21 protein-coding genes and 1 tRNA gene are annotated in these 24,819 nt (G+C 47.7%); 3 read left to right on the plus strand and 19 right to left on the minus strand.

The annotated features are described in order from the left end of the window. Window positions 1-140 precede the first annotated feature (140 nt). The 3 genes from gyrB to EV202_RS01270 all read right to left on the minus strand — a co-directional run bounded on the left by gyrB (window position 141) and on the right by EV202_RS01270 (window position 2,688). Window positions 141-2,114, minus strand: coding sequence for a DNA topoisomerase (ATP-hydrolyzing) subunit B (gene gyrB, locus EV202_RS01260; protein ID WP_106069774.1), 1,974 nt, complete (start codon window positions 2,112-2,114; stop codon window positions 141-143). Window positions 2,115-2,325: 211 nt separating this feature from the next. Beyond that, window positions 2,326-2,580 carry a 30S ribosomal protein S20 gene (rpsT, locus tag EV202_RS01265; RefSeq protein ID WP_125238414.1) on the minus strand — a complete coding sequence of 85 codons (255 nt, stop codon included), beginning with the start codon at window positions 2,578-2,580 and terminating at the stop codon, window positions 2,326-2,328. Window positions 2,581-2,616: 36 nt separating this feature from the next. Next, window positions 2,617-2,688, minus strand: a tRNA-Glu gene (locus EV202_RS01270). A 285-nt stretch (window positions 2,689-2,973) separates the two neighbouring features. Between EV202_RS01270 and recO the strand changes: the two genes are divergently transcribed. Beyond that, window positions 2,974-3,702 carry a DNA repair protein RecO gene (gene recO / locus EV202_RS01275; protein ID WP_106069776.1) on the plus strand — a complete coding sequence of 243 codons (729 nt, stop codon included), beginning with the start codon at window positions 2,974-2,976 and terminating at the stop codon, window positions 3,700-3,702. Between the two features lie 11 nt (window positions 3,703-3,713). Here the strand turns inward: recO and EV202_RS01280 are convergent, their stop codons facing one another. The 16 genes from EV202_RS01280 to EV202_RS01355 all read right to left on the minus strand — a co-directional run bounded on the left by EV202_RS01280 (window position 3,714) and on the right by EV202_RS01355 (window position 22,730). Next, window positions 3,714-4,208 carry a DUF3836 domain-containing protein gene (locus EV202_RS01280; protein WP_106069777.1) on the minus strand — a complete coding sequence of 165 codons (495 nt, stop codon included), beginning with the start codon at window positions 4,206-4,208 and terminating at the stop codon, window positions 3,714-3,716. A 690-nt stretch (window positions 4,209-4,898) separates the two neighbouring features. Then, on the minus strand, window positions 4,899-5,348 hold the full coding sequence (locus EV202_RS01285) for a GatB/YqeY domain-containing protein (RefSeq protein WP_106069778.1): 450 nt from the start codon (window positions 5,346-5,348) through the stop codon (window positions 4,899-4,901). Between the two features lie 89 nt (window positions 5,349-5,437). Further along, window positions 5,438-6,763, minus strand: coding sequence for a cell division protein FtsZ (ftsZ, locus tag EV202_RS01290; protein ID WP_106069779.1), 1,326 nt, complete (start codon window positions 6,761-6,763; stop codon window positions 5,438-5,440). 63 nt (window positions 6,764-6,826) lie between these two features. Next, complete coding sequence (gene ftsA, locus EV202_RS01295; protein ID WP_131924865.1) at window positions 6,827-8,251, minus strand: cell division protein FtsA; 1,425 nt, start codon at window positions 8,249-8,251, stop codon at window positions 6,827-6,829. A 102-nt stretch (window positions 8,252-8,353) separates the two neighbouring features. Continuing rightward, the gene (locus tag EV202_RS01300) at window positions 8,354-9,091 is read right to left on the minus strand and encodes a cell division protein FtsQ/DivIB (RefSeq protein ID WP_131924868.1); all 738 of its coding nucleotides are present in this window, start codon (window positions 9,089-9,091) and stop codon (window positions 8,354-8,356) included. Window positions 9,092-9,113: 22 nt separating this feature from the next. Continuing rightward, complete coding sequence (gene murC, locus EV202_RS01305) at window positions 9,114-10,499, minus strand: UDP-N-acetylmuramate--L-alanine ligase (protein WP_125238409.1); 1,386 nt, start codon at window positions 10,497-10,499, stop codon at window positions 9,114-9,116. Continuing rightward, window positions 10,496-11,686 carry an undecaprenyldiphospho-muramoylpentapeptide beta-N-acetylglucosaminyltransferase gene (gene murG / locus EV202_RS01310; protein ID WP_131751714.1) on the minus strand — a complete coding sequence of 397 codons (1,191 nt, stop codon included), beginning with the start codon at window positions 11,684-11,686 and terminating at the stop codon, window positions 10,496-10,498. The genes murC and murG overlap by 4 nt, the downstream gene beginning before the upstream one ends. 52 nt (window positions 11,687-11,738) lie before the next feature. Further along, on the minus strand, window positions 11,739-13,055 hold the full coding sequence (locus EV202_RS01315) for an FtsW/RodA/SpoVE family cell cycle protein (protein WP_106069784.1): 1,317 nt from the start codon (window positions 13,053-13,055) through the stop codon (window positions 11,739-11,741). Window positions 13,056-13,132: 77 nt separating this feature from the next. Further along, entirely contained in the window at window positions 13,133-14,467 is a 1,335-nt protein-coding gene (gene murD, locus EV202_RS01320; protein WP_125238407.1) for a UDP-N-acetylmuramoyl-L-alanine--D-glutamate ligase, read from the minus strand. Window positions 14,468-14,494: 27 nt separating this feature from the next. After that, a complete protein-coding gene (mraY, locus tag EV202_RS01325; RefSeq protein ID WP_131924871.1) occupies window positions 14,495-15,763 on the minus strand; it encodes a phospho-N-acetylmuramoyl-pentapeptide-transferase in 1,269 nt (422 codons plus the stop codon). Window positions 15,764-15,864: 101 nt separating this feature from the next. Continuing rightward, window positions 15,865-17,313, minus strand: coding sequence for a UDP-N-acetylmuramoyl-L-alanyl-D-glutamate--2,6-diaminopimelate ligase (locus EV202_RS01330; RefSeq protein WP_131924874.1), 1,449 nt, complete (start codon window positions 17,311-17,313; stop codon window positions 15,865-15,867). 88 nt (window positions 17,314-17,401) lie between these two features. Further along, window positions 17,402-19,546 carry a penicillin-binding protein gene (locus tag EV202_RS01335; RefSeq protein WP_131924877.1) on the minus strand — a complete coding sequence of 715 codons (2,145 nt, stop codon included), beginning with the start codon at window positions 19,544-19,546 and terminating at the stop codon, window positions 17,402-17,404. Between the two features lie 86 nt (window positions 19,547-19,632). Beyond that, a complete protein-coding gene (locus tag EV202_RS01340) occupies window positions 19,633-19,980 on the minus strand; it encodes an FtsL-like putative cell division protein (protein ID WP_106069788.1) in 348 nt (115 codons plus the stop codon). Between the two features lies 1 nt (window position 19,981). After that, window positions 19,982-20,899: a 16S rRNA (cytosine(1402)-N(4))-methyltransferase RsmH gene (rsmH, locus tag EV202_RS01345; protein WP_106069789.1), complete on the minus strand. Its 918-nt coding sequence runs from the start codon at window positions 20,897-20,899 to the stop codon at window positions 19,982-19,984. Between the two features lie 42 nt (window positions 20,900-20,941). After that, on the minus strand, window positions 20,942-21,430 hold the full coding sequence (mraZ, locus tag EV202_RS01350) for a division/cell wall cluster transcriptional repressor MraZ (RefSeq protein WP_106069790.1): 489 nt from the start codon (window positions 21,428-21,430) through the stop codon (window positions 20,942-20,944). 796 nt (window positions 21,431-22,226) lie between these two features. Beyond that, window positions 22,227-22,730: an RNA polymerase sigma factor gene (locus EV202_RS01355; protein ID WP_106069792.1), complete on the minus strand. Its 504-nt coding sequence runs from the start codon at window positions 22,728-22,730 to the stop codon at window positions 22,227-22,229. A 223-nt stretch (window positions 22,731-22,953) separates the two neighbouring features. Between EV202_RS01355 and EV202_RS01360 the strand changes: the two genes are divergently transcribed. Both EV202_RS01360 and EV202_RS01365 read left to right on the plus strand, forming a co-directional pair. After that, window positions 22,954-23,772, plus strand: a complete 819-nt coding sequence (locus EV202_RS01360; protein ID WP_131924879.1) for a 1-acyl-sn-glycerol-3-phosphate acyltransferase — start codon at window positions 22,954-22,956, stop codon at window positions 23,770-23,772. Window positions 23,773-23,815: 43 nt separating this feature from the next. Continuing rightward, window positions 23,816-24,805 carry a GNAT family N-acetyltransferase gene (locus tag EV202_RS01365; RefSeq protein WP_106069794.1) on the plus strand — a complete coding sequence of 330 codons (990 nt, stop codon included), beginning with the start codon at window positions 23,816-23,818 and terminating at the stop codon, window positions 24,803-24,805. The last annotated feature ends 14 nt before the right edge of the window (window positions 24,806-24,819 follow it).

Here is a 24,819-nt window from a genome sequence, read left to right on the forward strand (position 1 = left end):
GAGAAATTTCTTATATCGAACTCACGTTAATAAGAAAAGCTCCGGTCAGCAGGAAATTCCTGCCCGTCCGGAGCTTCTTCGTTGTAAGATGCGAAGTTAGTTAATAAAGATGTATGGTTTGGCGACTTTCGTCACCGAGGTTATGCATCGATGTTTGCATACGTTGCATTCTTTTCGATAAATTCGCGGCGTGGTCCCACGTCTTCGCCCATCAGCATGGAGAAGATGTAGTCGGCTTCGGCGGCATTCTCAAGATGCACTTGCTTCAGCATGCGGTTTTCCGGATTCATGGTGGTTTCCCACAACTGTTCCGGATTCATCTCACCCAAACCTTTGTAGCGTTGTGTATGAACGGCATTCTCCGAGCCTCCGCCATAAGTGTCGATAAACCTCTGACGCTGCTGGTCTGTCCAGCAATATTCCTTCACCTTGCCTTTGGTGCAGAGGTAAAGCGGTGGGGTGGCGATATAGAGGATGCCTTGCTGGATGACTTGCGGGAAGTAGCGGAAGAAGAGTGTCATAATCAGCGTGTCGATGTGAGAGCCATCGACATCGGCATCGGTCATGATAATCACTTTCTTATAGCGCAACTTGTCTATGTTGGCTTCCTTGCTGTCTTCTCCGTTCACGCCGAAGCGGATGCCTAATGCCTGAATGATGTTGTTTACCTCGTCGCTTTCGAATGCCTTGTGCCACATGGCTTTTTCCACATTCAGGATTTTACCGCGCAACGGCAGGATGGCTTGGAACGCACGATTGCGCCCTTGCTTGGCCGAACCGCCTGCGGAGTCACCCTCGACGAGGAATAATTCGCATTCTTCAGGGTCTTTGCTGGAGCAGTCGGCCAGCTTGCCCGGCATGCCGCCGCCCGACATCGGGGATTTGCGTTGTACGGACTCGCGGGCTTTGCGTGCGGCAACACGTGCGGTTGCGGCAAGCAGCACCTTATCTACCACTACTTTGGCTTCTTTGGGATGCTCTTCCAAATAGTAAGTCAGCGCTTCACCCACGGCTTGGTTCACGGCGCCGCTCACTTCGCTGTTGCCCAACTTGGTCTTGGTCTGTCCTTCAAACTGCGGTTCGGCAACCTTTACGGAGATGACGGCAATCAGCCCTTCGCGGAAGTCCTCGCCGGAAATCTCCACTTTGGCTTTTTCCAAAGCTTTGGCGCAGTTGTCGTCGGCATATTTCTTCAGTACGCGGGTCAGTGCGGCGCGGAAACCTCCTTCGTGCGTACCTCCTTCTCTTGTGTTAATGTTATTGACATAAGAGTGCAGGTTCTCGCGATAGCCGGTATTGTACATGATGGCGCATTCGATGGGAATGCCTGCCTTTTCGGTGTTCAGATAGATGACGTCGTCGAAGAGCGGAGTGTTGTTGCTGTTGAGGTAGCGTACAAATTCTTTGACGCCCTCCTCGCTGTGGAATGTTTCGTTTATCGGATTGCCTTCCTCGTCTTTCTGGCGAAGGTCGGTCAGTGTGATGTAGATGCCTTTGTTCAGGTAGGCCAATTCGCGCAGGCGTGCTTGGAGGGTGGAATATTTATATTCGGTGACGGTGAAGATGCTGCCGTCCGGCCAAAAGGTTTGTTTGGTTCCCGACAGGTTCGTGTCGCAAACACCAACTTCTTTGACGGCATAAAGAGGCTTTCCGCATTCGTATTCCTGCTGGTAGATTTTCCCGCCACGGAATATCTGAGTGGTCATGTGTGTGGAAAGTGCGTTTACGCAAGATACACCCACGCCGTGCAGACCGCCGGATACTTTATAAGACCCTTTGTCGAATTTACCGCCTGCGTGCAACACGGTCATAACGACTTCCAAAGCGGATTTCTGTTCCTTTTCGTGCCAGTCTACCGGAATACCGCGACCGTTGTCCTGTACGGTGATGGAGTTGTCTTCATTGATGGTAACTTCGATGTGGTCGCAATAGCCGGCCATGGCTTCGTCGATGGAGTTGTCCACCACTTCGTACACCAGATGGTGCAAACCATTCTCGCTGATGTCTCCGATATACATGGCGGGACGTTTCCGCACAGCTTCCAATCCTTCCAGAACCTGAATATTGCTTGCGGAATAATTGTTCTCGCCAATTATCTTTTCTTCTTCAGTCATAATATTTTTTCTTATTGTAATAACAGAGCAAATATACTGAATTTTATTGAGATATGACGTTTGTTGCGTGGATAAATTCGATTAGTTTACAGCTTTTTAGTACAGGAAGTGGTGATAATAGGGGGGGAGTGGGGAAGGTGAACCGGGTACAAATAAGAAAGGCCGAACTAAAAAAGCTCAGCCTCTTGTATTCTGTGCACGACAAATCAGATTATGACAACTTGTTGATGTAGATTGCCAATTTGGACTTCAAGTTGTTCGCTTTGTTTTTGTGGATGATGTGGGTCTTTGCCAATTTATCCAACATTTTTGTAACACCGGGATACATGGCGATTGCTTCGGCCTTGTCCGTGGTGTTGCGAAGTTTACGAACAGCATTTCTCATGGTCTTGCCATAATATCTGTTGTGAAGTCTTCTTGCTCTTTCTTGTCTGATTCTTTTCAGTGATGATTTGTGATTTGCCATCTCGACTAATCTTTTTAATTCGTTTATTTTTATTTGTAGCCCGTGGGGGAATCGAACCCCCCTTTCAAGAATGAAAATCTTGCGTCCTAACCGATAGACGAACGGGCCATCCTTTGTCGAGCGTTTCCGCTTGTGCAAACACCTTTTCTCTCGTTTGCGGATGCAAAGGTAGAAACTATTTTTGAATTGGCAAAATGTTCTTGCTAAAAAATAATTTGGCTTAGTTGCTTTATCTTCGTTTTTTCTTATTTTATGGGCTGATAATCAATAAGGTATTAATGCTTTATTTTTTTGTCCTTTGCTGTTTTTCTTATTCTTTTTTATTCGCTCTTTGTTTCTCGGGCTTTTTTCGTAGCTTTGTTATCCGATTGAAACCAAACAAGAGCGGACGGAATGTTACAGAAAACGTTGGGGATTGTGCTGCACACCCTGAAATACAAAGATACTTCACTCATAGTCGATGTCTATACAGAGGCGTTTGGCAGGGCTTCGTTCCTGGTGTCTGTTCCCCGTTCGCGCAAGGCGATGGTGAAGTCGGTGCTTTTCCAGCCGTTGGCGTTGGTTGATTTGGAGGTTGAACTTCGTCCTACCTCCACCATATATAAAGTGAGGGAGGCGAAGTCGCATTATCCGTTCTCTTCCTTGCCTTATAACCCCTATAAGTCGGCCATAGCCATGTTTCTGTCAGAATTTCTTTATCGTGCAGTTCGTGAGGAGGCTGAGAACCGCCCATTGTTTGCCTATTTGCAGCATTCTGTTATTTGGTTGGATGAATGCCGAACAGGGTTTGCCAATTTTCATCTGGTTTTCCTGATGCGCCTTTCCCGTTTCCTGGGGCTCTATCCCAATTTGGAAGATTATCGTCCGGGCGACTATTTCGATTTGCGGAATGCCTGCTTCACCTCTTTGCGGCCGCAGGTCCATTCTAATTATATCGTTCCGGCAGAAGCCGCCCGGCTGACACGGTTGATGCGGATGAATTATGAGACGATGCATCTTTTTGCCATGAGCCGCGAGGAACGCATGCGTTGCCTGATCATCATGAACGAGTATTATCGGTTGCATCTTCCTGATTTCCCGGTGCTGAAGTCAATCGAAGTGTTGAAAGAATTGTTCGACTGACTTCATTACTCTTATACCCATCCGTTGGCCAGGCGGTCTTTTTTGTTGAAGCTGACCAGTGTCCAATCATGGGTTGCTGCGTTTTGCCGGTAGATTTTCTGTGCCACCGGCATGTTTTCTTCGTTCAGCTCGTATTGGCTTCTTTGTACATCTTTGTCGTAGGCGCGGTGTTTTTCATTCCAGCGCGCATAATCCATGATGATTTTTTCGGTGCCGTAAGTGTAGGTTATCTTATAATAGGGCATCCATTGTTCCTTTATGCTGTTCCATTTGCTGGCTTGTTTGCCGGTGAGACGATTCTGTTCATCGTACGTAAATTCATAGCGGAACTGTTTGCTGAGGTAGCTTCCCTCTTGCTTGAAGATGGTTTTGGCCGTCACCAGTCCGTTCTTTACTTCTTCGTTGGTGATGAAATTCTCTTCTTGTGCTTTCACTTTCATATTCATAGCAGTTGCCATAATCATTGCTGCGAATACCATTGCCTTGAATAAAACTGTTGTTTTCATACTCTTTTATTTTTTAGGGTTATTACTTTCCTTGTTTTACTTTTAGACGCTGCAGCCGGTTGGAAAGTTGCATGCCTGTCCTCTCTTTTGCTCCTGCGTCTTCGCAAGATAATGGTCAATAGCTGTGCCAAACAGGTAATTGTCTGTAAATCAGCGTGATTATGGTTTGCTTGACTGTTCGTTTTCGAACGGTTGTCCGCCTATGAACGGACATTTCGGCTTTCCTTTTGAAAAATCTTGCCAAATTTTCTTTTTTGAGGGCCGAGAAAAAAAAGATGGGACGGATAGGACGTATATTGATGGTACATCAGTCCTATACTGATGGTGCCTCAGTCGTATACTGATGGTACATCAGTCGTATACTTATGTACCCCCTCGTCAGAGGGTGCTCTGGCAAGGGTGCTTTTGCTTTTTCTTTTTTCCTCGAAGAGGTTTTCAGTAAGGTAAACGATTGTTACATTGCGGGCTTTCTTCCCTATGTTTCATGAAATCATCTTCTTTTTTAAAGGCAGATACAAGCATTTCTGCCCCCATCCTGTCTATGCCGCCCGGATAGTCTGTTGGTAGCGTCCGGGGATAGAAAAAGCGTGCTTTAACCCGCTGCCGTCTCTCTTCTATCCGATAGAGAGAAAGCAATAGGGTTGAAGCACGCTTCTATAAACAAGCAGTATGATTCGGGTGGAGCTGTTTTTATCCCAGCAGTTCTTTCACTTTGGCAGAGATGGCGCGTCCTTCGGCAAGTCCGGCTAATTTTTTACTGGCTACGCCCATCACCTTGCCCATGTCTTTACCGCCGGTGGCGCCTACTTCACTGATAATCTCTTTCAAGGCTGCTTCCAACTCTTCGGGAGACAACTGTTTGGGCAGATAGGCTTCCATCACTTTCACTTGGGCCAGTTCGGCATCTGCCAGGTCCTGCCGGCCTTGCTGTACATAGATCTCGGCGGCATCCTTGCCTTGCTTGGTCAGTTTTTGGATAATCTTCAAAGCGTCTGCGTCGCTCAAGGTATCGTTGGCGCCGGGGGCTGTTTTTGCTTCGAGGAATACTTTCTTTACATTTCTCAAGGTGTCGAGGGCTATTTTATCTTTAGCCTTCATGGCGGTTTTTATGTCTTCGCTGACTTTTTCAAATAAATCCATCTTGTTATTTGCTATTTTGACTATTTACTATTTAAAGAATGGTTTGTGTGTCCGGCAAGATTGTATCAGGCCCGGCACATGGTTGGGCATTATATGCTAAACCGGATAATTCCCCCTTCGTTAGCTTCCGCCTCGCGGGCAGCCTCGGCAGCAAGTGCTTCTTCGGCGTTGCTCTCGGCTTTCTGCTTGATGGCATTTAGCGTACTCTTGTCACGCAAGTAAGTGGGCGAGTTCTCTACCATGCCGATGATGTCGGCATTATCCAGGTCTTCGGGATTGAAGAGGTAGATGTGGCGACGGCGGTTACGCTGCGACCGTGCATTGACGTCTTTGCCGTAGTACACTTCGCGGCGGCTTCGCTTCTGTTCTTCCTCTTCTTCCAATTCGGCAAGGCGCTGCTGTTCTTCGGCGGTGCGCTGGTTGATGCGGTCGTCCATCTCCTTCATGTGGATGTCCTGAATACCAAACCCGGTGGCGAGCAGGGTAATCTTTACGCTCTGCTCCAACTTGTCGTCTTCCACCATGCCGAACTTTGTCTCGAAGTCGCGGTTGAAGCGGTTCATGAATTCCTTTATCTCGTCCATTTCGCTCATCATCAGTTCGTGCTCACTGCTGTACGAGATGTTGAGCAGCACTTTCTTGGAGTTGAAGATGTCGTTGTTGTTCAGCAACGGCGAGTGTTGGGCGTTGCGGATGGCCATGCTTACGCGGCTGTCGCCTTCGCCGTAGCCGGTACTCATGATGGCTACGCCGCCATCTTTCATCACCGTGCGTACATCGTTGAAGTCGAGGTTTATGATACCTCTCATAGTGATAATTTCGGCAATGCTCTTGGCGGCCACCAGCAAGGTGTCGTTGGCTTTGGCAAAGGCTGTCTTCACGGAGAGGTCGGGATATATCTCGCCTAATTTCTCGTTGTTGATGACGAGCAACGCATCCACGTGTTTGCTGATTTCCTCTACGCCGTCCAACGCTTGGTCTATCTTCTTATCGCCTTCCCAACGAAACGGGATGGTGACAATGCCCACCGTCAGTATGTCCATGTCCTTGGCTATCTTGGCTATGGTCGGTGCGGCTCCGGTTCCGGTTCCTCCACCCATTCCGGCAGTGATGAATACCATCTTGGTGCCATCGTTCAGCATATTCTGCACGTCGCTGATGCTCTCTTCGGTAGCTTCTTTGGCTTTGATGGGAAGGTTGCCGGCTCCCAAGCCTTCGTGCCCCAATTGCAGTTTCACCGGTACGGGTGACTCTTCAAGAGCTTTGCGGTCGGTGTTGCACACCACGAAAGCCACATCATGTATGCCTTCCCGATACATGTGGTTCACGGCGTTGCCACCACCGCCACCCACACCGATTACTTTGATGATTTTCGGGGAATCGGTGGGGAAATCGAATTGTACTATATTATCCATATCTTTTATAAATTGATAATTGACAATTGATGACTGACAATTGGCAATTTGATGATTACTTTTTTAGTTCATGTCGTCGTCCGAGAAGATTACATTGGAAAATCTGCTAATGCCCTTCTCAATCCAACCGGGCCTTCTCTTCTTCTCTGCTTTCTCACGCTCTTCTTTTTCTTTGCGTTCACGCTCCTTGCGTTCTTTCTCTTCCTTGTCGCGCTGTGCTTTGGCGGCACGTGCGGCAGCTTCCTGTTCTTTCAATGTTTCGTCATTATCGAACATGTCAGTCTGTTGGGAAAAAGCGCTTCCGGGATCGGAGGTCTGCGCAGGCTTTACTTCCTGCAAGCAGCAGTTCTCGTTTCCGGCGGCCAGCAGACCGAGCAGCGTATTCTGCATGCCATCTTTCTTTAGTCCTTCGACACGGCCGTGCACGGCGTTACATATGAATGGGGCGATTCTCACCTTCTCCATCTTGCTTATCCTGCGGAAGGCCTTTTCCAGATTCTTCAGGTTAGAGCCTCCACCGGTGAATACAACACCGGAGAAGAGTTTATCCTCATAGCCCGAAAGTTGCAGCAGGTTCCATACGTTGGCAAGAATCTCTTCGGCACGTGCTCCGATGATGTTGTTCAGCAAGCTCAACTCGAATGTGCGTCCGTCTTCAAGCGTACATGCAACGGTTGTTTCGCTTTCTTCTTCCTCTTCGTAGAGTGCGTTTCCGTATTGTATTTTCAGTTTCTCGGCATCCTCTTCTTCCATTTGCAGCGAGGCAATGTCTCGTGTGATGGTGTTTCCACCCAATGGCAGTACACTGAGGTAGCGCAGAATGTTGTTCTTGAAGACAGAAATGGTGGTGGTATCGGCACCAAAATCCACCAGCGCACATCCCGAACGCATTTCACTTTCGGTCAGCATCACTTTGGATAATGCTATGGGGGGCACAAGTAAGTCGTCGGCTATTTCTATCTTAGCTTGCTCGAAGCTGTGCTCCAGATTCTTCTTCAGCGATGCACGCGACACGATATTGAGGAATTGTCCGGTGATGTATTGTCCCGTAGCACCCACCGGCTCTACTTGTAGTGTATTGTCTATCTTATACTCTTGAGGGGCTACATCCAGCACACTCATCTCTATCAGAGGTATGGTGCGGTTCTCATCGCAAATTTCGTCTACCAACTCTTGCGAGATGATGCTTTCTTCCTCCAACGTACGGCTTACCGCATTCTTGACCGTGCGCAAAGACTGTCCGTCGATGCCTGCATATACCTTGGCAATGGAGTTGTTTAGCTGTCCTTCCAGCTTATTGACGATGGAAGTCAGTGCCTGAGCAGCCTTGTCGATGTTGTAGATGACCCCCTTATGGACGAACGAGGAGGCATCTTCGCGTGTGTAAGCCAACACTTGGAGACTTCCGTCACTGTTCTTCTTTCCTGCAATACCGGAAATCTTGGAAGAACTCAACTCGATGGCGGCGATAAAATCTGTTGTTGCCATATCTTTTTATTTACTATTAGACTATTTACAATTAATTATTTGCTGCACGATACCATCCGACAATTGAATCGTGATTGAAAAATGAACGGATGGTAAAATCCTTTATTCCCTTTTCGTACAAATTATTTGGTTATCAAATTCTACGTTGATGCGGGAATATTTATTCCACCCCACCTGATTCAATCCTTTTTCATAAAATGCCTTGACGCGTTTCAGCTTCTTCTCGAAATCCGTCAATTTGCCTAAATAGATAAGATGGTCGCCTACGCGTGGCACTAATTCGATATTCTTGCCGGGCAACACATTGATTTGCTCTATTTGTGCATCCCAGAATGAATTATTTTGCAAAAATACACCAAACTTATATAAATCCCTCATTGCAAACGACTTTTCTACATTTCCGGTCACTACAGCAAGGTGTGCAACGCACTTCACGTCGGGGGACATCACGGTGCCTTCATTGTCCAGATAGTAGTTCTCGCCGTTGTCGGCTATTATCCGCAGAATGGGGATGCGCTGGCTTACTTCGACGCAGAGTTTACCGCTTGGCGTTTTGTAACATTCCACCCGATTGATGAGGGAATGTTTGGCAAGTTCCTTTTCTAAGGTTTTGGTACGTATGCGTTCCAGCTCCTTTCCTATAGGGCTGATGCCTTTCTTCTCCAATAGGGCCACTACTTCCTTTTTCGTAATGAAGCCGGCGTATGCCGTATCCTTTATCACCAGCTCCACCTCACGACACACCCGCGAGGATGGTCGCCTGTTGAAAGTGGTGACTGCCACTACCAGGTAGGCAATGACAAGCAGCAGAACGATAGAAAGCAGAATCCTTTTAATCATATCTCTAATTACATTTTACGGTTTACTGTTTGCTGCGCTGTTCAAGCAGACGGGTGATTTCGGGTACGTAATTATCCAAATCGCCGGCTCCCAATACTATCAGCACTTCTATTTCTTTCTCGGAAAGCAGTTTCAGTATATCCTCTTTCTTGCAGATACACTTCTCAATGCCCGACCGCAGATGGTCATAAATCAATTGACTGGTTACTCCGGGAATAGGTAACTCACGGGCAGGATATATCTCGGTCAGGATGACTTCATCGAGCAAGGAGAGGCTGTCGGCAAACTCTTTATAGAAATCGCGGGTGCGGGTATAGAGGTGAGGCTGGAAAATGGCGGTTATCTTCCTGTCTTGATACAGTTCGCGAACGGACTTCACGCTTTGCGCTATTTCTGCCGGATGATGGGCATAATCGCTGAGGAAAACAATCTGATCGGTCTTCAATTTGAAGTCGAAACGACGGTCTACTCCACTGAAGCTTTTCATGCCTTGTCTGATTTCCTCGTCTGTGGTACCACTCAGATGGGCAAGTGCCATAGCGGCTATGCCGTTTTCGATGTTGATACTGACGGGGACACCTAATTGGATGTTGTTGATGCGGGTGTCCGGTGCCACGAAGTCTATGAAGATTTCGCCGTTCCCGATACGGATATTCTCGGCGCGAAAGTCGCCTTCGTTGCGCGAATAGGTGTAAGTGGTCACGCCGGGACGGACATCGGGTTGTAGTTCCAGTCCTTTGTGGATAATCAATGCACCGCCCGGTTGGATAAGGGTGGTATAGTGGCGGAAACTTTCAAGATAAGCTTCTTTGGTTCCGTATATATCCAAATGGTCGGGGTCGGTGGAAGTGATCACGCTTACCCAAGGTGACAACCAATGAAAGGAGCGGTCGAACTCATCTGCCTCGATAACGGTGTAAGGACTGGTTGGAGAAAGTAACAGGTTGGTACCATAGTTCTTTGATATTCCTCCGAGGAATGCCGTACAACCTATATGGGATTGATGAAGCAAATGGGCGGCCATGGTGCTGGTAGTTGTTTTGCCGTGTGTGCCTGCCACGCACAGGGCTTTGCTGCTGCGAGTGATGATTCCCAATACTTGGGAGCGTTTGTGAATTTCGAACCCGTTTTCACGGAAATAGCTCAGCTCTGCATGCTCTTGCGGAACGGCGGGAGTGTAAACCACCAAAGTGCCGGCCTTGTCTTTGCATGCTTCGGGGATAAGGTCTATATCTTCTTGATAGTGTATTTGCGCTCCTTCTTTCATCAGGCGTTCGGTCAGTTCGCTGGGGGTGCGGTCATATCCCGCCACCATCTTTCCTTTGGATAGAAAGTAGCGTATCAAGGCACTCATGCCGATGCCTCCGGCACCGACGAAATAGACAGATTTGATAGTTTCTATATTCATTTCTTAATTAGTTTCAATACTTCTCTTGCAATAATGGTAGCTGAGTCTGGCAGTGCCAGCGCAGCAATGTTCTCACTCAGGTTCTTCAGCTTTTCTGCGTTGGTGACGGTTTCTAACGCAGTAGGTAACAATTTCTCATTGGCTTCTGCATCTTTTACAAAGATTGCAGCACCTTTATTCACCAAAGCCAAAGCATTTTGAGTTTGATGATCTTCTGCCACATTGGGCGAGGGTACCAAAATGACGGGCTTGTGTAGAAGACAGAATTCGGAAATGGAACCGGCACCGGCACGTGAAATTACGAGGTCGGCTGCTGCATAGGCTTGTGCCATGTCCTTGATGAAATCCGTTACATATAGATTGGGGATCGCAGGGATGTGAGGCTGGCGCACGGGTTCACCTGTGGCAGCAGTGATTGCTTCTCTGACCTGATTGATATATATCTTCCCTGTCTGCCAGATAAACTGTATGTCGAAGTTGGCACGGATGCTTTCCAGCTCTGCGGTCAGTGTTTGGTTGATGGTGCGTGCTCCTAAACTGCCGCCCAATATAAGAATGGTTTTCTTTGCCGGATTCAGCCCGAAGTTTCCTATGGCTTCTTCGTGCGAGGTGAGGTGCGTGAGCAGACTTTGGCGTACAGGGTTTCCGGTCATGATGATTTTTTCTGCCGGAAAGAATTTCTCCATGCCTTCATAAGCCACACAAATCTTGTCGGCTTTCTTGGCGAGCAGTTTATTGGTGACGCCGGCATAAGAGTTCTGTTCCTGTATCAACGTGGGAATCCCCATCATTCCTGCCATTTTCAGCGTGGGACCGCTGGCATAACCACCTACGCCTACAACAACTTGTGGGTGGAACTCCTTGATGATGCAGCGTGCTTTCCATTGGCTGCGTACCAGCTTCACCAGTACGGCAAAGTTTTTCCACAGTCGTTTGCGGTCGAAGCCTGCAACGGGGAGTCCTATGATCTTGTATCCGGCATCAGGAACTCGCTGCATTTCCATTCTTCCTTCGGCTCCCACGAATAAAATCTCGGCACTGGGGCGGAGTTCTTTTATTGCATTGGCTATGGAAATTGCAGGAAAAATATGTCCTCCGGTTCCACCACCGCTGATAATGAGCCTGATCTTTTGCTTTTCATCTGCAGAAAGAGGTGGAAGGTTGTTATTGTTGCTGTTTTGATTCATATTAGGTTCCTTTCTTTATACTGTCTTTTTTAGTTATTGCTTGCCGTCGGATTTATTTGAATTCTGCATCCCTATTCAGCATTTCTGCTGTCGGGTCGGCTGCCGTCTGTGCGTCACTGATTGTTGTAGATGCTTGGTTTCCTATATCTCCGGTATCTATCAGCATAGGGATTTGTGCATCGTGCAGACGCTGTTCCTCCAATTTGGCCGTATAGCGGCTGACGCTTAATATCATGCCGATATAGGCGCAATTGATAAAGGTGGATGTACCACCCTTGCTGATGAGAGGTAGCGGTTGTCCGGTAACAGGTGCGAGTCCTACGGCAACCATCATGTTGAATAATGCTTGCGTGACGAGTAGCAACCCTATCCCGATGATAAGGAAAGCCGGAAATGTCCGGTCGCATTTTTTGGCGATGCGTCCTACGCGTATTAGCAGGCAGATATAGAGGAATACGACAAAGAATCCGCCCAGCAGTCCCAGCTCTTCGATGATGATGGCATAGATAAAGTCGGAGAATGCCTGACTTAAAAAGTCACGTTGTACGGAGTTGCCCGGTCCTTTGCCAATTAAGTTGCTTGTGGCTACGGCAATACGGGCATGTGCCACTTGTCCGTCTCCGTCTATGTCGAATTTGGCGGCAGGTATTTCTTCCTTGCCGCTAAAGTCGGCGATACGGGATTTCACGGTTGTGAAGCGGTGTCCCATCGGTATTTTTTCGAGTGTATCGTTCGGTGTGGCAAGCAGGAAGGTTACGAACAGGACTATAAAGGCAAGAATTCCTCCGCCCAGTATTATCAGTTTTTTGGCAGGTACTCGCCCGATGAACATCATCAGATATACGGTTCCGAATAGCAACATCCCTGTCGAGTAGTTTTCGGGCAAGATAAGCCCGCAGACGAGGCAAGTGATCAGCATGATACGTTTGAAGGCTTTTGGATTTGCTCCGTCCTCATTTTGCCCACGAGCAAGGATGGAGGCAGTAGCTATGATGACGGCCATTTTGGCTATTTCCGATGGCTGGAACTGAATGCCCATGAAGGACATCCATCGGGCGGCACCGTTCACGCGGTCGCCTGTGAAGAAACCCGTCGCCATGACAATGGCCAGTAACAAGCAAGAAATGGCCAGTAGAGGTATAGGGAATACCTGAAACCATTTGTAGGGGATGTTGTGTACCAATACCACAATCACCGCACCTACCATCAGAAGAATGCTGTGTTGGGTGATGGGCCCCCAATGGTCGCCGCTCTTGTAAGTCAGTGTACTGGCGGCACTGAACACCTCTATGATGGAGATGAGACAGAGGAAAAGGAAGATAATCCAAATCACCTTGTCGCCCTTGAATATGCTTCTTAATAAGTCCAATACTTCTCTATTTTAAAGTTTATAATAAAAAGTCAAACATTATATTCCTCTATTGGAGGCAATGCGGCATTTGTCTGCTACAAAGCTCTTACGCAAGCTTTGAATTGGTCTCCTCTGTCTTCATAACTCTTGAAAAGGTCGAACGAAGCGCAGCAAGGGCTGAGTAGCACGGTTTCACCTTTCTTTGCCAACTTGAAAGCCGCATCTACGGCATCTTTCATTCCGGTTTGCACATCGGCTACGGGTAAGCCCATGCGGTCGAAGAAGTCGTGCAGCTTTTCATTATGCAGTCCCAAGTAGACAAGGGCCGAGCACTTTTCGCGAACAAGGTCTTCTATCTCCGTATAGTCGTTGCCTTTATCCTTTCCGCCGAGAATCAATACCGTTTTTGTATTCATGCTTTGCAGGGCGTACCAGCAGGAGTTCACATTTGTAGCCTTGGAGTCATTGATGAAGTGCACGCCACGCACTGTAGCCACTTTCTCCAGACGATGCTCCACTCCCTTGAAGTCGGACAAGGCTTTGCGGATATATTCCTTTTTAATGCCGGCAAGATTGGCAGATATACCGGCGGCCAGCGAATTATATAAATTGTGCTTTCCGCTCAGCGCCAGCTTCTCTTGCTCCATGTTGAAAGCTATCGGTTCGTTAATCTCTATCTCTCCGTCTTCGGCATAGGCAATGGCTCCATCTTCTTTTACAGCGGCGAAAGGGTAGAGATGAGCTTTCAATCCGTGCTTGTCCAACTCCTGCTTGATGATGGGGTCGTCGTTCCAAAAGACGAAAGCATCCTCAGGTGTCTGGTTTTGTGTGATACGGAATTTGGCATCTATATACTTCTGCATGCAGTGGTCGTAGCGATCCAAATGGTCGGGGGTGATGTTCATCAGTACGGCTATGTTGGCACGGAAGTTATACATATTGTCCAGTTGGAAAGAACTGAGTTCAATCACATAATAGTCATGCTGTTCGGTGGCTACTTGTAAAGCTAAGCTCTTGCCTATGTTTCCTGCTAACCCCACGTTCAATCCTGCACTTTTGAAGATATGGTAGATGAGCGAGGTGGTCGTGGTCTTTCCATTCGAGCCGGTGATGCACACCATTTTGGCATTGGTGTAGCGGCCGGCAAATTCTATTTCCGAGATGATGGGCGTGCCTTTTTCTTTCAGTTTCAGAATGAGCGGAGCATCGTTGGGGATACCGGGACTTTTCACCACTTCGTCGGCATTCAGAATCAACTCTTCCGTATGCCGGCCTTCTTCCCACGCAATGTCATGTTTGTTCAGCAGCTCTTTGTACTTGTCTTTAATGGCTGACATGTCTGATACAAACGTGTCGAATCCTTTCGTCTTAGCCAATACGGCAGCTCCTGCACCGCTTTCGCCGGCTCCTAAAACTACAATTCTACTCATAACTTATTTTGTTTTGCTTCTTAGCTTTTATCTTATCTTTAATGTTATAATGGTGATTGCTGCCAACATGATGGTCACGATCCAAAAACGAATGGTGATTTTCGATTCGTGAAATAACTTGTCCGGTTTGGTGAATACCACTTTGCATCCCGGCTCCACCAGGTTCATGCCGGTGCGAAAGTGGTCATGTATTGGTGTTCGTTTGAAGAGGCGCTGCTTCACGCCTTTTCGTTTGCCTGCTTTGTAGTAGATACGTTGCAGGATGACCGACAGATTCTCTACGAGGAATATGCCGCAAAGAATAGGTATCAGCAATTCCTTGTGTATAATGATGGCATATACAGCTATGATTCCTCCAATGGTCAGGCTGCCTGTATCGCCCATGAATACTTGAGCGGGATAAGCATTATACCAAAGGAAACCGATAAGTGCACCGATGAATGCGCAGATAAAGATTACGAGTTCTTCCGAACCGGGAATGTACATGATGTTCAGATAGCCGGCATATTCGATATGGCCGGATACGTAGGCCAGAATTCCTAACGTCAATCCGATGATGGCAGAGTTCCCGGCGGCCATGCCATCCATACCGTCATTCAGGTTGGCACCGTTGGAAACGGCAGTGACAACGAAGATGGTGATGATGACAAACAATATCCATCCGGCAGTTTGGGCATATTCGCCCATGAAGCCTACAAGGTCGGAATAATCGAAGTTATTGCTCTTGAAGAACGGAATGGTGGTTTGCGTGGCCTTGATTTCTTTGGCGGCATGCACCACTTCTATTTGTCCGCCCGGCTTTTGCTGCTCTATGTTTTCGCGGATAACCACCTGCGGGCTGAGGTAGAGTGTCATCCCTACTATAAGACCCAGACCCACCTGCCCGATGATTTTGAATTTTCCGTGTAACCCTTCTTTGTCTTTCTTGAATATTTTGATGTAATCGTCTGCAAATCCCAACGAACCCAGCCAAGCGGTTGTAACCAGCATCAGTATCATGTACACGTTTCCCAGTCTGCCTAACAACAAGCAGGGAATAAGAATGGCAAATATGATGATGACACCTCCCATACTGGGCACGCCTATCTTATTTACACCGAACGGGTCGATGCTGGCGTCGCGTTGCGTTTCGGTGATTTGCTTACGTTTCAGCAGGTCGATGAACTTGTCTCCCCAAATGCTCGAAATGAGCAACGCCAGAATGATTGCCATCAGCGACCGGAACGATGTATAGCCAAACATTCCCGCGCCGGGAAAGTCATATCGGTCTAACCATTGAAATAAATAATACAGCATAATCTCTTCTAATTTATCAGACTTCTTGTAGATTCGTTTTTTATAAATGAAAACGCATGGGCGTTGTACGTCGAGAGGCTTTTCTCACTTTTCTGTTATGCTCAACACATAATGGCTTTCAGTTCCTCTTTATCGTCAAAATGATGTTTCACACCTTTTATTTCCTGATAATTTTCATGTCCTTTTCCGGCAACGAGAATCACGTCTCCCGGTTGTGCAAGCATGCAGGCGGTTTTAATGGCTTCCCGACGGTCTACGATGCAGATTGTCTTCTGCAAGTCGTCTTTGTCGAGTCCGGCCAGCATATCGTTGATGATGTCTTGTGGCTCTTCGAAGCGCGGATTGTCGGAGGTGATGATGACGCGGTCGCTCAGGCGTGCCGATTCTTTTGCCATGATGGGACGCTTACCCTTGTCGCGGTTGCCGCCCGCACCACATACAGTGATGACCTTGCCTCTTCCTTCCAGCACTCCGTGGATGGCATTCAGCACATTGACTAATGCATCCGGAGTGTGAGCATAGTCCACGATGGCAGTAAATCCTTTGGGCGAACGGACGGCATCGAAACGTCCGGCCACAGGGCGAAGGGTGCTGAGTGCTACCAAAACATCTTCCTCTTTCTTTCCCAGCAATACCGCTGCGCCAAATACGGCCAGCAGATTGCTTGCGTTGAACTTTCCGATGAAATGCACGGCCAGTTCGTGATTGTTGAAGTCGAGCAACATCCCTTCAAAGTGCGATTCCAAAACCTTTCCTTTGAAGTCGCTGAGGCTGCGCAGGGAGTAGGTGTAAACCTTTGAACGTGTGTTCTGGGTCATTACCAGTCCGTTTTTATCGTCGATATTGGTCAGGCTGAAAGCACTTTTAGGCATATCATCAAAGAATTCTTTTTTGGCTTTGAGGTAGTTTTCTACCGTCTTATGATAGTCCAGATGGTCTCGGGTCAGGTTGGTGAAGATACCTCCGGCAAACTTCAAACCACTGATTCGCTTCTGTGCAATGGAGTGAGAACTTACTTCCATGAAAGCATATTTGCATCCGGAGTCGGCCATTTCACCCAGCAGGCGGTTCAGTGTGATGGGGTCGGGGGTGGTGTGCTCGGTTGGCACGGGACGGTCGTCTATGTAGTTGCATACGGTAGAGATCAGCCCCACTTTATAGCCGAAGTAGCGGAACGTATTGTATAGTAAAGTGGCAATGGTTGTCTTCCCGTTGGTTCCGGTCACTCCTACAAGTTCCATTTTCGAAGTGGGGTCGCCATAGAAAACGGTAGCCACTTTCCCCACAGCATCTTCGCTATCTTTTACCTGAACATAGGTGATGTCGGTTTCCGGTTCTTCCGGCAGTTCTTCGCATAGCACTGCCACAGCACCTTTCCCGATGGCGGCCGGGATATAAGCATGTCCGTCGGTTTGCGTACCGCGCATAGCCATGAACAGATGTCCGGCTTCTATCAAACGGGAGTCAATGTTTATTCCCGTAATTTCTACATCCGTACTTCCGATTATCCGAACCGGCTGTATCGTTTTCAACAAATCACTTAATTTCATAAGTCTGTTCTCTTATTTGTTTTTGTATCAAGTGTACTTACCTTCTTATATATAGTATATACTAATCTTATCATTCTCTTTTCAGATGTCAGTGCAGCGTCAAAGAGACGGTCTGTCCTTTCACTGTCCGGGTACCACCGGCTATCGACTGATTTTTCACTTGTCCCACACCGCTCAGCCTTACTTTCAGACCTTTGCTTTCCAGCAAGTAGACGGCATCTTTGGCTCCCATGCCGATGACACTGGGCACGGCGGTGGGCGAAGAAGAATGCGTCTGGTCTTGTAAGATAACGGCCGTCGGGGCTGCTTGGGCATGTCCCCAAACTTCTTTCTTTTTCTGTTCGGAGAACTCTTTCCGGACAGGAACTTTCAACTTGTTCAGTACCAGAAACGTTTCGTTCATCTCTCCCGCTTTCACGGAAGGAATTACGTTGGTGGTGCTGTCTATGGCACTGCGTATGTCGAAGCGCAGGTCTTTGGCATATACTCTTTCTGCTATTTTACCAAATACGCTACCTGCCATCAATCCGCCTGAGGCGGGAAGCCCCGGCTTTTGTATGGACACGATGCAGCTGTATTTGGGTGCTTCGGAGGGGAAATAACCACAGAAACTTACCAGATAGTTCACGCGGCCGGATTTATATCCGGCTGCTCCTTGTGAAATCTGTGCCGTACCCGTTTTTCCAGCTACCGAGAATTGCTTGCTCCCTGCCGGTTTAGCCAATCCCTCGGCTACCACTCTGCGGAGTATTTCGCGGATTTGTGTCAGCGTGCGGTCCGAGCAGATTTTCGGATTGATAATTTCGGTGGGATATTCTTTCACCACTTCGGAGCCTTTCATGGCGGCTTTTACGAATTTGGGGCGCACCATCACGCCGTTGTTGGCTATGGCATTGTAGAATGTCAGGATATTCATGGGCGGCACCTGCGTCTCATAGCCGATGCTCATCCATGGCAAGGTGGTTTTGGCAAAATAGCGTTCTTTTGGTCCCTTGATGTTGGGCTTTCCCTCACCCGGTATTTGTAGGTGGAGCGGTTGGTCGATGCTTATCCGCTTCAGTCCGTCCACATATTTCTGCGGGTTGTCTTTGTAATACTTGTCTATGAGGTAGGAGACACCGATATTGGAAGACACTTCCAGAATACGCGTCACGTTTATCTTTCCGTAGCCGCCACGGTGCCAGTTATGGTCTTTCATGTTGCTGCCATACATTCTCATGACACCATTACCCGTATCTACTTCTGTGTCCGGCGTAATCTTGCCGTCTTCCAATGCCACCATGATGGAGGCTGTCTTGAAAGTAGAACCCGGTTCCATCATGTCACTGATGGCGTTGCTGTTCATCTCGTAATAGTTGCCGTCGCTTGCCTTCATCATGTTGACGATGGCTTTCACCTCTCCGGTGGCTACTTCCATCAATACAGCCACACCCACGGTGGCGTCAAGTTCCTTCAGCTTGTCTACCAATGCCTTCTCACAGATATCCTGCATGCCCACGTCGATGGTAGAGATAATGTCGCAGCCGTCTACGGGCGGAACATCCACGATATTCAGGAATTTGTTCATCACCTTCTGCCGATGGGTGATTCCGTCGTGTCCTTTAAGTAAGGTGTCAAAAGCCAGTTCGAGGCCATTGCGTGCTCCCATTGCCGTGTCGGCATACAAGCGTCCCAGCGTTTGGGCGGCCAAAGAGCCGAAAGGCTTCTTGCGCTGGTTGTATATCTGTTCGTGGAAGCCTCCCTTGTATTTGGTCATCTTGAATACCGGCAGCCGTTTAGCTTCTTTGTATTGAATGTAAGAGATGCGCCTGTTGCGGTTGGGCAGAATATTGTAGTTGCGGCTTTTCATTTCCCGTCCTTTGCGCAGGTGGCTTTTAAAGGTGGCTGTGCTGATGTCGGGGAATATCTGATGAAGGCCAATGCAGATGGAGTCGAGGTTGGCTTTCCAGATGGAGTCTTTGCGGTGCTGGTCTTTTCTGCGTCGTTCTTCATCTCTTTCGCCGGACATGAAGTCCATGAAGATTTTATATTCGGGCAATGAACTTGCCATGAGTTTGCCATCTGCTGAGAGTATGTTCCCACGGTTGGGCTTCACTGCTACATTCTCTTTCACAAACCTATCGGCCACATCGTGCCAGTACTGCTTCTCGACAAACATGATTATGCCGCCTTTTACGATAACAGCTATCCCTATCAATCCCAGTACAAGGAGTACGAGGGAGTAACGGTTCATTATGTTGCTTTTGTTTACGGCCAAAATCTGATTTTGTTTAAGGGGTTACTAATCTTTTATATCAGGAAATGCGTTCGCAGATTATCTTAAGGTTCTTTCTTTATGAGATACGGCGGGTTGGTAGAGGTCTGCAAGTCGCTCTCCTTGGTGGCAATGTACTCTTCGATGCGCGATTGCCGGCTTCGCTCCATCAGTTCCGAGCTGCGTGTCAGGGCATCATACTTGATGTCTGTCAATTCCTTTTTGAGGTTGTCTATCTCGATGAGTTGCTGCTGGCATTCGTAGCGGTTGTTGATGTAGATAATGATAAGCACGGTGACGAGAAACAGCAATCCTGCCTGCCGGCGGAAAAAGTCCGTGGCGAGAATATCTCCTCCGATGATGCTTGTCAGCGAAGGGCCTTTTTTCGTTTTCTCTGTTTTTTCTTGTTTCATATCATTGTTTTATTTTCTCTGCAATTCGCAGCTTGGCGCTTCGTGAGCGTGGATTGCGTTCTATTTCGTCGTTGTCGGGGGTAATCACTTTGTTGTTCACCGGGCGGAACGGAGTCTGCACATTCCCGAAGAAATCTTTCTCTGCTTTGCCTTCCACGTTGCCGGCCTTCATTATGTTCTTTACCATGCGGTCTTCCAAAGAATGGTAGGTGATTACCACCAGCCTGCCTCCGGGCTTTAGTGCTTCTGTGGCGGCATATAGCATCTCTTTCAGTGCTTCCATCTCTTGGTTGACTTCGATGCGCAGGGCCTGGAATACTTTTGCCAGTTCCTTTTTCTCGCGTTCGCGTCCGAAGAAGGGTTTGATGATGTTTAGAAAATCGCCGATGGTAGTGATTCTTGCGGTGGCACGTGCCTTTACGATGGCAGATGCCAGTTTCCGGCTGTTCTTCAATTCGCCGTACAGGTAGAAAATATCTGCCAATTGCTCTTCACCGTATGTGTTCACCACATCGGCGGCAGTGATTCCGGCACGCTTGTTCATCCGCATGTCCAGTGCTCCCTCAAACCGGAAAGAAAAGCCTCGTTCGCTGTCGTCGAAATGGTGGGACGAAACGCCGAGGTCGGCAAGCACGGCATCCACGCGGTCTATGCCGTGATACCGTAGGAAGTTGTGCAGGTAGCGGAAGTTGCTGCGTACGAAGGTGAAGTGCGGGTCGTTCACGATGTTGCGTTCTGCATCCTCGTCTTGGTCGAAACTTAGTAGGCGTCCTTCGTCCTTCAGCCGGGACAAGATTTCGCGCGAATGTCCTCCTCCGCCGAAGGTGACGTCCACATATGTGCCGTCCGGGCGGATGTCCATTGCGTCTACGCTTTGTTTCAGCAATACGGGGATGTGATATGTTGTTTCTTCTTTCATCTTCTGTCTTCTTTGTCGCCCCGGTATAAATCCGGTGGTTGGTTAATCCTTTGCTGTCGCTTCTTCCTTTTCCGGGCTGCTGTTTGAACTTCCAAGCAGTTCTTCGAGGGCTTCACTGAATGCTGTGAGCGGCATGAACGGTTTGTCGGCACGCTCTTTCGCCCAGATTTCCATGGTGTTGTCCATGCCGATGAAGCGGACGTCACTTTGAATGCCTGCCATCTGTAAGTATCGTTTCGGTATCAGGATACGTCCGTTGCTGTCGGGAATCACGACTTCGGCATCGCTCACAAACTGGCGGAAAATCATTTGTTGCCGGGCGTCCCATCTATTCAGTTTGTTTCTGAGCAGGTTTTGCGTGGCAAACCATGCGCTTTCGGGGTAGAGCACCAAGCAGTCTTGATACACGTCTTTGCGCAACACAAGTCTTTCTTCGGAAACGGCTTGGAGCTGTTTCCGAAATGCGGCGGGGATGAAAACTCTTCCTTTTGCATCCGTCTTGGCCTCTATGTTGCCTAAGAATTGCACCATTTCTTACCTTAGTATAATAAGCGACGGTAAAAATACATATTTCCCCACAATTCCCCACCATGTTTTTATAAAAATCTTATGGAGAAGTTATCAACATCTTGTTGATTGTTTATTTGTTTGATAATGAACAATCTTAATTCGGTGATTTTTTTAGTGGGGAGATAAGCGATGTTTTGCAAATAATTCATAGCTGTTTTATGAAAAATCTCACCAAATAAAATGGTTTTCCGTCTCTCCAAAGAGGGTGTATATTTTTTTATCAAATTCGTGTAATCTCCTTGTTTATAGCGAGAAAGAAAATATAGAAATGGGTCGGGTATCATAAGGACATGATAAGGACATGATAAGGACATGATAAGAAGATGATAAGGAGTTGGTAGGAAGATGGTAGAGAAGGGGCGACTATGCAGGAAAAATAGTGACATATTTAGCCTTTGCCGGAACTTTTTCCCGGTTTTAAATGAAAAAGCCGTGATGTTGTGTGGCAATGATGCGGAAATTTATTACATTTCGTATTAAACGTTCTTTGATAGTGTATTTTGCCATCATTTGGTCAAAAAACTTGCAGAACCCATCTGCCATAAAGAATATTTCTATAACTTTATTTTCGGTGAATATTGTAAAGTGAGTTGGATAAGGTCTGATATATAAGGGCTTCTCCTTCCCCCCCCTATAATTATCAAGATGAAAAAACGGTTATGTAATTCTCTCTGCGGGCTACTGAACCACAACCTTGCCACGCACCATAGGTCTTGTGCGGAATAAGGGTTGTTCGGAACAGTTTGGTTCGTAAAGACTAAACAAAATCCTTCAATTCTTGTTGTAGTTTTTGGCGGGTGAAGAAGATGCGGCTCTTCACGGTGCCTAAGGGAAGTTCCAGTTTTTCGGCGATTTCGCGATACTTGAAGCCGGCAACGTGCATGGAGAACGGGATTTTGTACTCGCGCGGCAAGGCGTTGACAATGCGGTGCATCTCTTTCAGGTCGTATGCGCTTTCGGTACTTTCGAAAGCAGTGTCGCGCGGCAGGTTCAGGTGGTAGAGGTTGTCGGTCTGGTCGACGAACGTCTGGTCGCGCACTACTTTGCGGTAGTTGTTTATGAAGATATTGCGCATGATGGTGTATATCCATCCTTTGAAGTTGGTGTCGGGCGTGTATTTGTCTTCGTTGTCCAGGGCTTTCAGAGAGGTTTCCTGAAGCAGGTCGTTGGCTTCTTCGCGGTTGGAAGTGAGTTTATATGCAAAGCGTAACAAGTCGTCTTGAACTTTTATTAAATCTGTCTTAAAAGTGATGCTGTTCATAAGTGCTGTATTTTCTTTTCTTGTTTTTTTAATTCGATGTTGCAAGTTTATGAACTATCTTCCGTTTCGACCGACGGATTTCAGACATTCTTTGGGGGATAAATTGTCAATTGATAGATTTCGGGTGTTTTTTGATAGTGTTCGGGTGCAGTTTTCTGCTGTTTTTTTTGTGATTGATTAAAAAGATGAGTTATTTTGCGCATTCATTTCACCCAAACGAAGAATGACTGACGACTCTTTATTTTTGATTGATATAGACAAGATACTCCGGGAGAAAGCTCCGGGGAAAGTCCGCTACATTCCTAAGTTCGTTGTTTCTTATCTGAAGCGCATTGTACATCAAGAGGAACTGAATGTCTTTTTGCGCGAATCGAAAGATAAAGTCGGGGTGGATTTCCTGAAATCGACTTTGGATTTCCTTGATGCGCACATCGTGGTGAAAGGGAAAGAGAACTTGCCCAAGGAGGGGCTTTATACTTTTGTCTCCAATCATCCTTTGGGTGGGCAAGATGGAGTGGCATTGGGCTATGTGTTGGGCACTTTCTACGATGGCAAGGTGAAATATATGGTCAATGACCTGCTGATGAACCTGCGTGGACTGGCACCGCTCTGCATACCCATCAACAAGACCGGAAAGCAATCCAAAGACTTCCCGAAAATGGTGGAAGCGGGTTTCGCCTCGGACGACCAGTTGATTATGTTCCCGGCCGGGTTGTGTTCGCGCAGGCAGAACGGTGTGATTCGTGACTTGGACTGGAAAAAGACGTTCATTGTAAAGAGTGTCGAGGCACAACGCGATGTGGTTCCTATCCATTTCGAGGGACGCAACTCCAACTTTTTTTACAACCTTGCCAACCTGTGCAAGGCTTTGGGCATCAAGTTCAATATAGCCATGCTTTATCTGGCAGACGAGATGCTGAAAAACCGCCACAAAACTTTTACCATTACTATTGGCAAGCCCATACCGTGGCAGACGTTCGATAAGTCGAAAACGCCGGCCGCATGGGCGCAGTATGTGAAGGACATTGTATATAAATTGTAGAAAGACCGTTATTTTACTTAAAGAAGTACTACTGACAAAGGATATGGAAGATATTATTGCACCGGTGAGCAAGGAATTGCTGAAAGCAGAGTTGACTGAGGCTAAGCGCTTGCGCATGACGAATAGAAGCAACAACCGAATATATATCATTACGGCTCAAGACTCGCCAAACACGATGAGGGAAATAGGGCGTTTGCGTGAGATTGCGTTTCGTGCTGCAGGAGGGGGAACTGGGAAGTCCATGGATATAGATGAGTATGACGTGATGGATAACCCTTACAAGCAACTGATTGTATGGAATCCGGAGGCCGAAGAAATATTGGGCGGATATCGCTATATCTTGGGCACGGATGTGCGTTTGGACGGGCATGGCGCGCCTGTGCTGGCTACTGCACATATGTTTAACTTCTCCGAAAAATTCCTGAAGGAGTATCTTCCTACCACCATCGAGTTGGGGCGTTCGTTCGTCACGTTGGAATACCAGTCTACACGTAGCGACAGCAAGGGGCTTTTTGCTTTGGACAATTTGTGGGACGGCTTGGGCGCACTGACGGTGGTGATGCCCGATGTGAAGTACTTCTTCGGGAAGGTTACCATGTATCCCAGCTATCACCGGCAGGGGCGCGACATGATTCTTTATTTTCTCAGAAAGCATTTTGCCGATAAAGACAACCTGATTACCCCGATGAAACCGTTGGTTTTGGAGTCGGACGAGAGAGAGTTGGAGGCTTTGTTCTGTAAAGATACATTCAAAGAAGATTATAAAATCCTGAACAGTGAGATACGCAGGTTGGGATATAACATTCCTCCTTTAGTGAACGCTTACATGGGACTCAGTCCAACGATGCGCATGTTCGGTACAGCCATCAACTACGGCTTCGGCGAAGTGGAGGAAACGGGCATCCTGATTGCCGTGGACGAAATCTTGGCAGAGAAGCGCATCCGTCACATCCAATCGTTCATCGAGAGCGAACCGGAAGCGTGCAGGCTGACGTCGGGCGCAAACAAAGTGGTGTATAAAAGCAGCTGTTAGCGGCCGGTGGCCTA

Source organism: Prevotella heparinolytica, assembly GCF_004342845.1.
Classification (GTDB): Bacteria; Bacteroidota; Bacteroidia; order Bacteroidales; family Bacteroidaceae; genus Bacteroides; species Bacteroides heparinolyticus.

Coding starts and splice junctions, on each gene's coding strand:
- EV202_RS01360 (WP_131924879.1), top strand. CDS start 22,954: ATGACTGACGACTCTTTATTTTTGATTGATATAGACAAGATACTCCGG.
- murD (WP_125238407.1), bottom strand. CDS start 14,467: ATGAGTAGAATTGTAGTTTTAGGAGCCGGCGAAAGCGGTGCAGGAGCT.
- mraZ (WP_106069790.1), bottom strand. CDS start 21,430: ATGGTGCAATTCTTAGGCAACATAGAGGCCAAGACGGATGCAAAAGGA.
- murG (WP_131751714.1), bottom strand. CDS start 11,686: ATGAATCAAAACAGCAACAATAACAACCTTCCACCTCTTTCTGCAGAT.
- EV202_RS01285 (WP_106069778.1), bottom strand. CDS start 5,348: ATGGATTTATTTGAAAAAGTCAGCGAAGACATAAAAACCGCCATGAAG.
- EV202_RS01280 (WP_106069777.1), bottom strand. CDS start 4,208: ATGAAAACAACAGTTTTATTCAAGGCAATGGTATTCGCAGCAATGATT.
- gyrB (WP_106069774.1), bottom strand. CDS start 2,114: ATGACTGAAGAAGAAAAGATAATTGGCGAGAACAATTATTCCGCAAGC.
- rsmH (WP_106069789.1), bottom strand. CDS start 20,899: ATGAAAGAAGAAACAACATATCACATCCCCGTATTGCTGAAACAAAGC.
- EV202_RS01365 (WP_106069794.1), top strand. CDS start 23,816: ATGGAAGATATTATTGCACCGGTGAGCAAGGAATTGCTGAAAGCAGAG.
- EV202_RS01335 (WP_131924877.1), bottom strand. CDS start 19,546: ATGAACCGTTACTCCCTCGTACTCCTTGTACTGGGATTGATAGGGATA.
- EV202_RS01340 (WP_106069788.1), bottom strand. CDS start 19,980: ATGAAACAAGAAAAAACAGAGAAAACGAAAAAAGGCCCTTCGCTGACA.
- ftsZ (WP_106069779.1), bottom strand. CDS start 6,763: ATGGATAATATAGTACAATTCGATTTCCCCACCGATTCCCCGAAAATC.
- recO (WP_106069776.1), top strand. CDS start 2,974: ATGTTACAGAAAACGTTGGGGATTGTGCTGCACACCCTGAAATACAAA.
- murC (WP_125238409.1), bottom strand. CDS start 10,499: ATGAATATAGAAACTATCAAATCTGTCTATTTCGTCGGTGCCGGAGGC.
- EV202_RS01330 (WP_131924874.1), bottom strand. CDS start 17,313: ATGAAATTAAGTGATTTGTTGAAAACGATACAGCCGGTTCGGATAATC.
- EV202_RS01355 (WP_106069792.1), bottom strand. CDS start 22,730: ATGAACAGCATCACTTTTAAGACAGATTTAATAAAAGTTCAAGACGAC.
- mraY (WP_131924871.1), bottom strand. CDS start 15,763: ATGCTGTATTATTTATTTCAATGGTTAGACCGATATGACTTTCCCGGC.
- EV202_RS01300 (WP_131924868.1), bottom strand. CDS start 9,091: ATGATTAAAAGGATTCTGCTTTCTATCGTTCTGCTGCTTGTCATTGCC.
- rpsT (WP_125238414.1), bottom strand. CDS start 2,580: ATGGCAAATCACAAATCATCACTGAAAAGAATCAGACAAGAAAGAGCA.
- ftsA (WP_131924865.1), bottom strand. CDS start 8,251: ATGGCAACAACAGATTTTATCGCCGCCATCGAGTTGAGTTCTTCCAAG.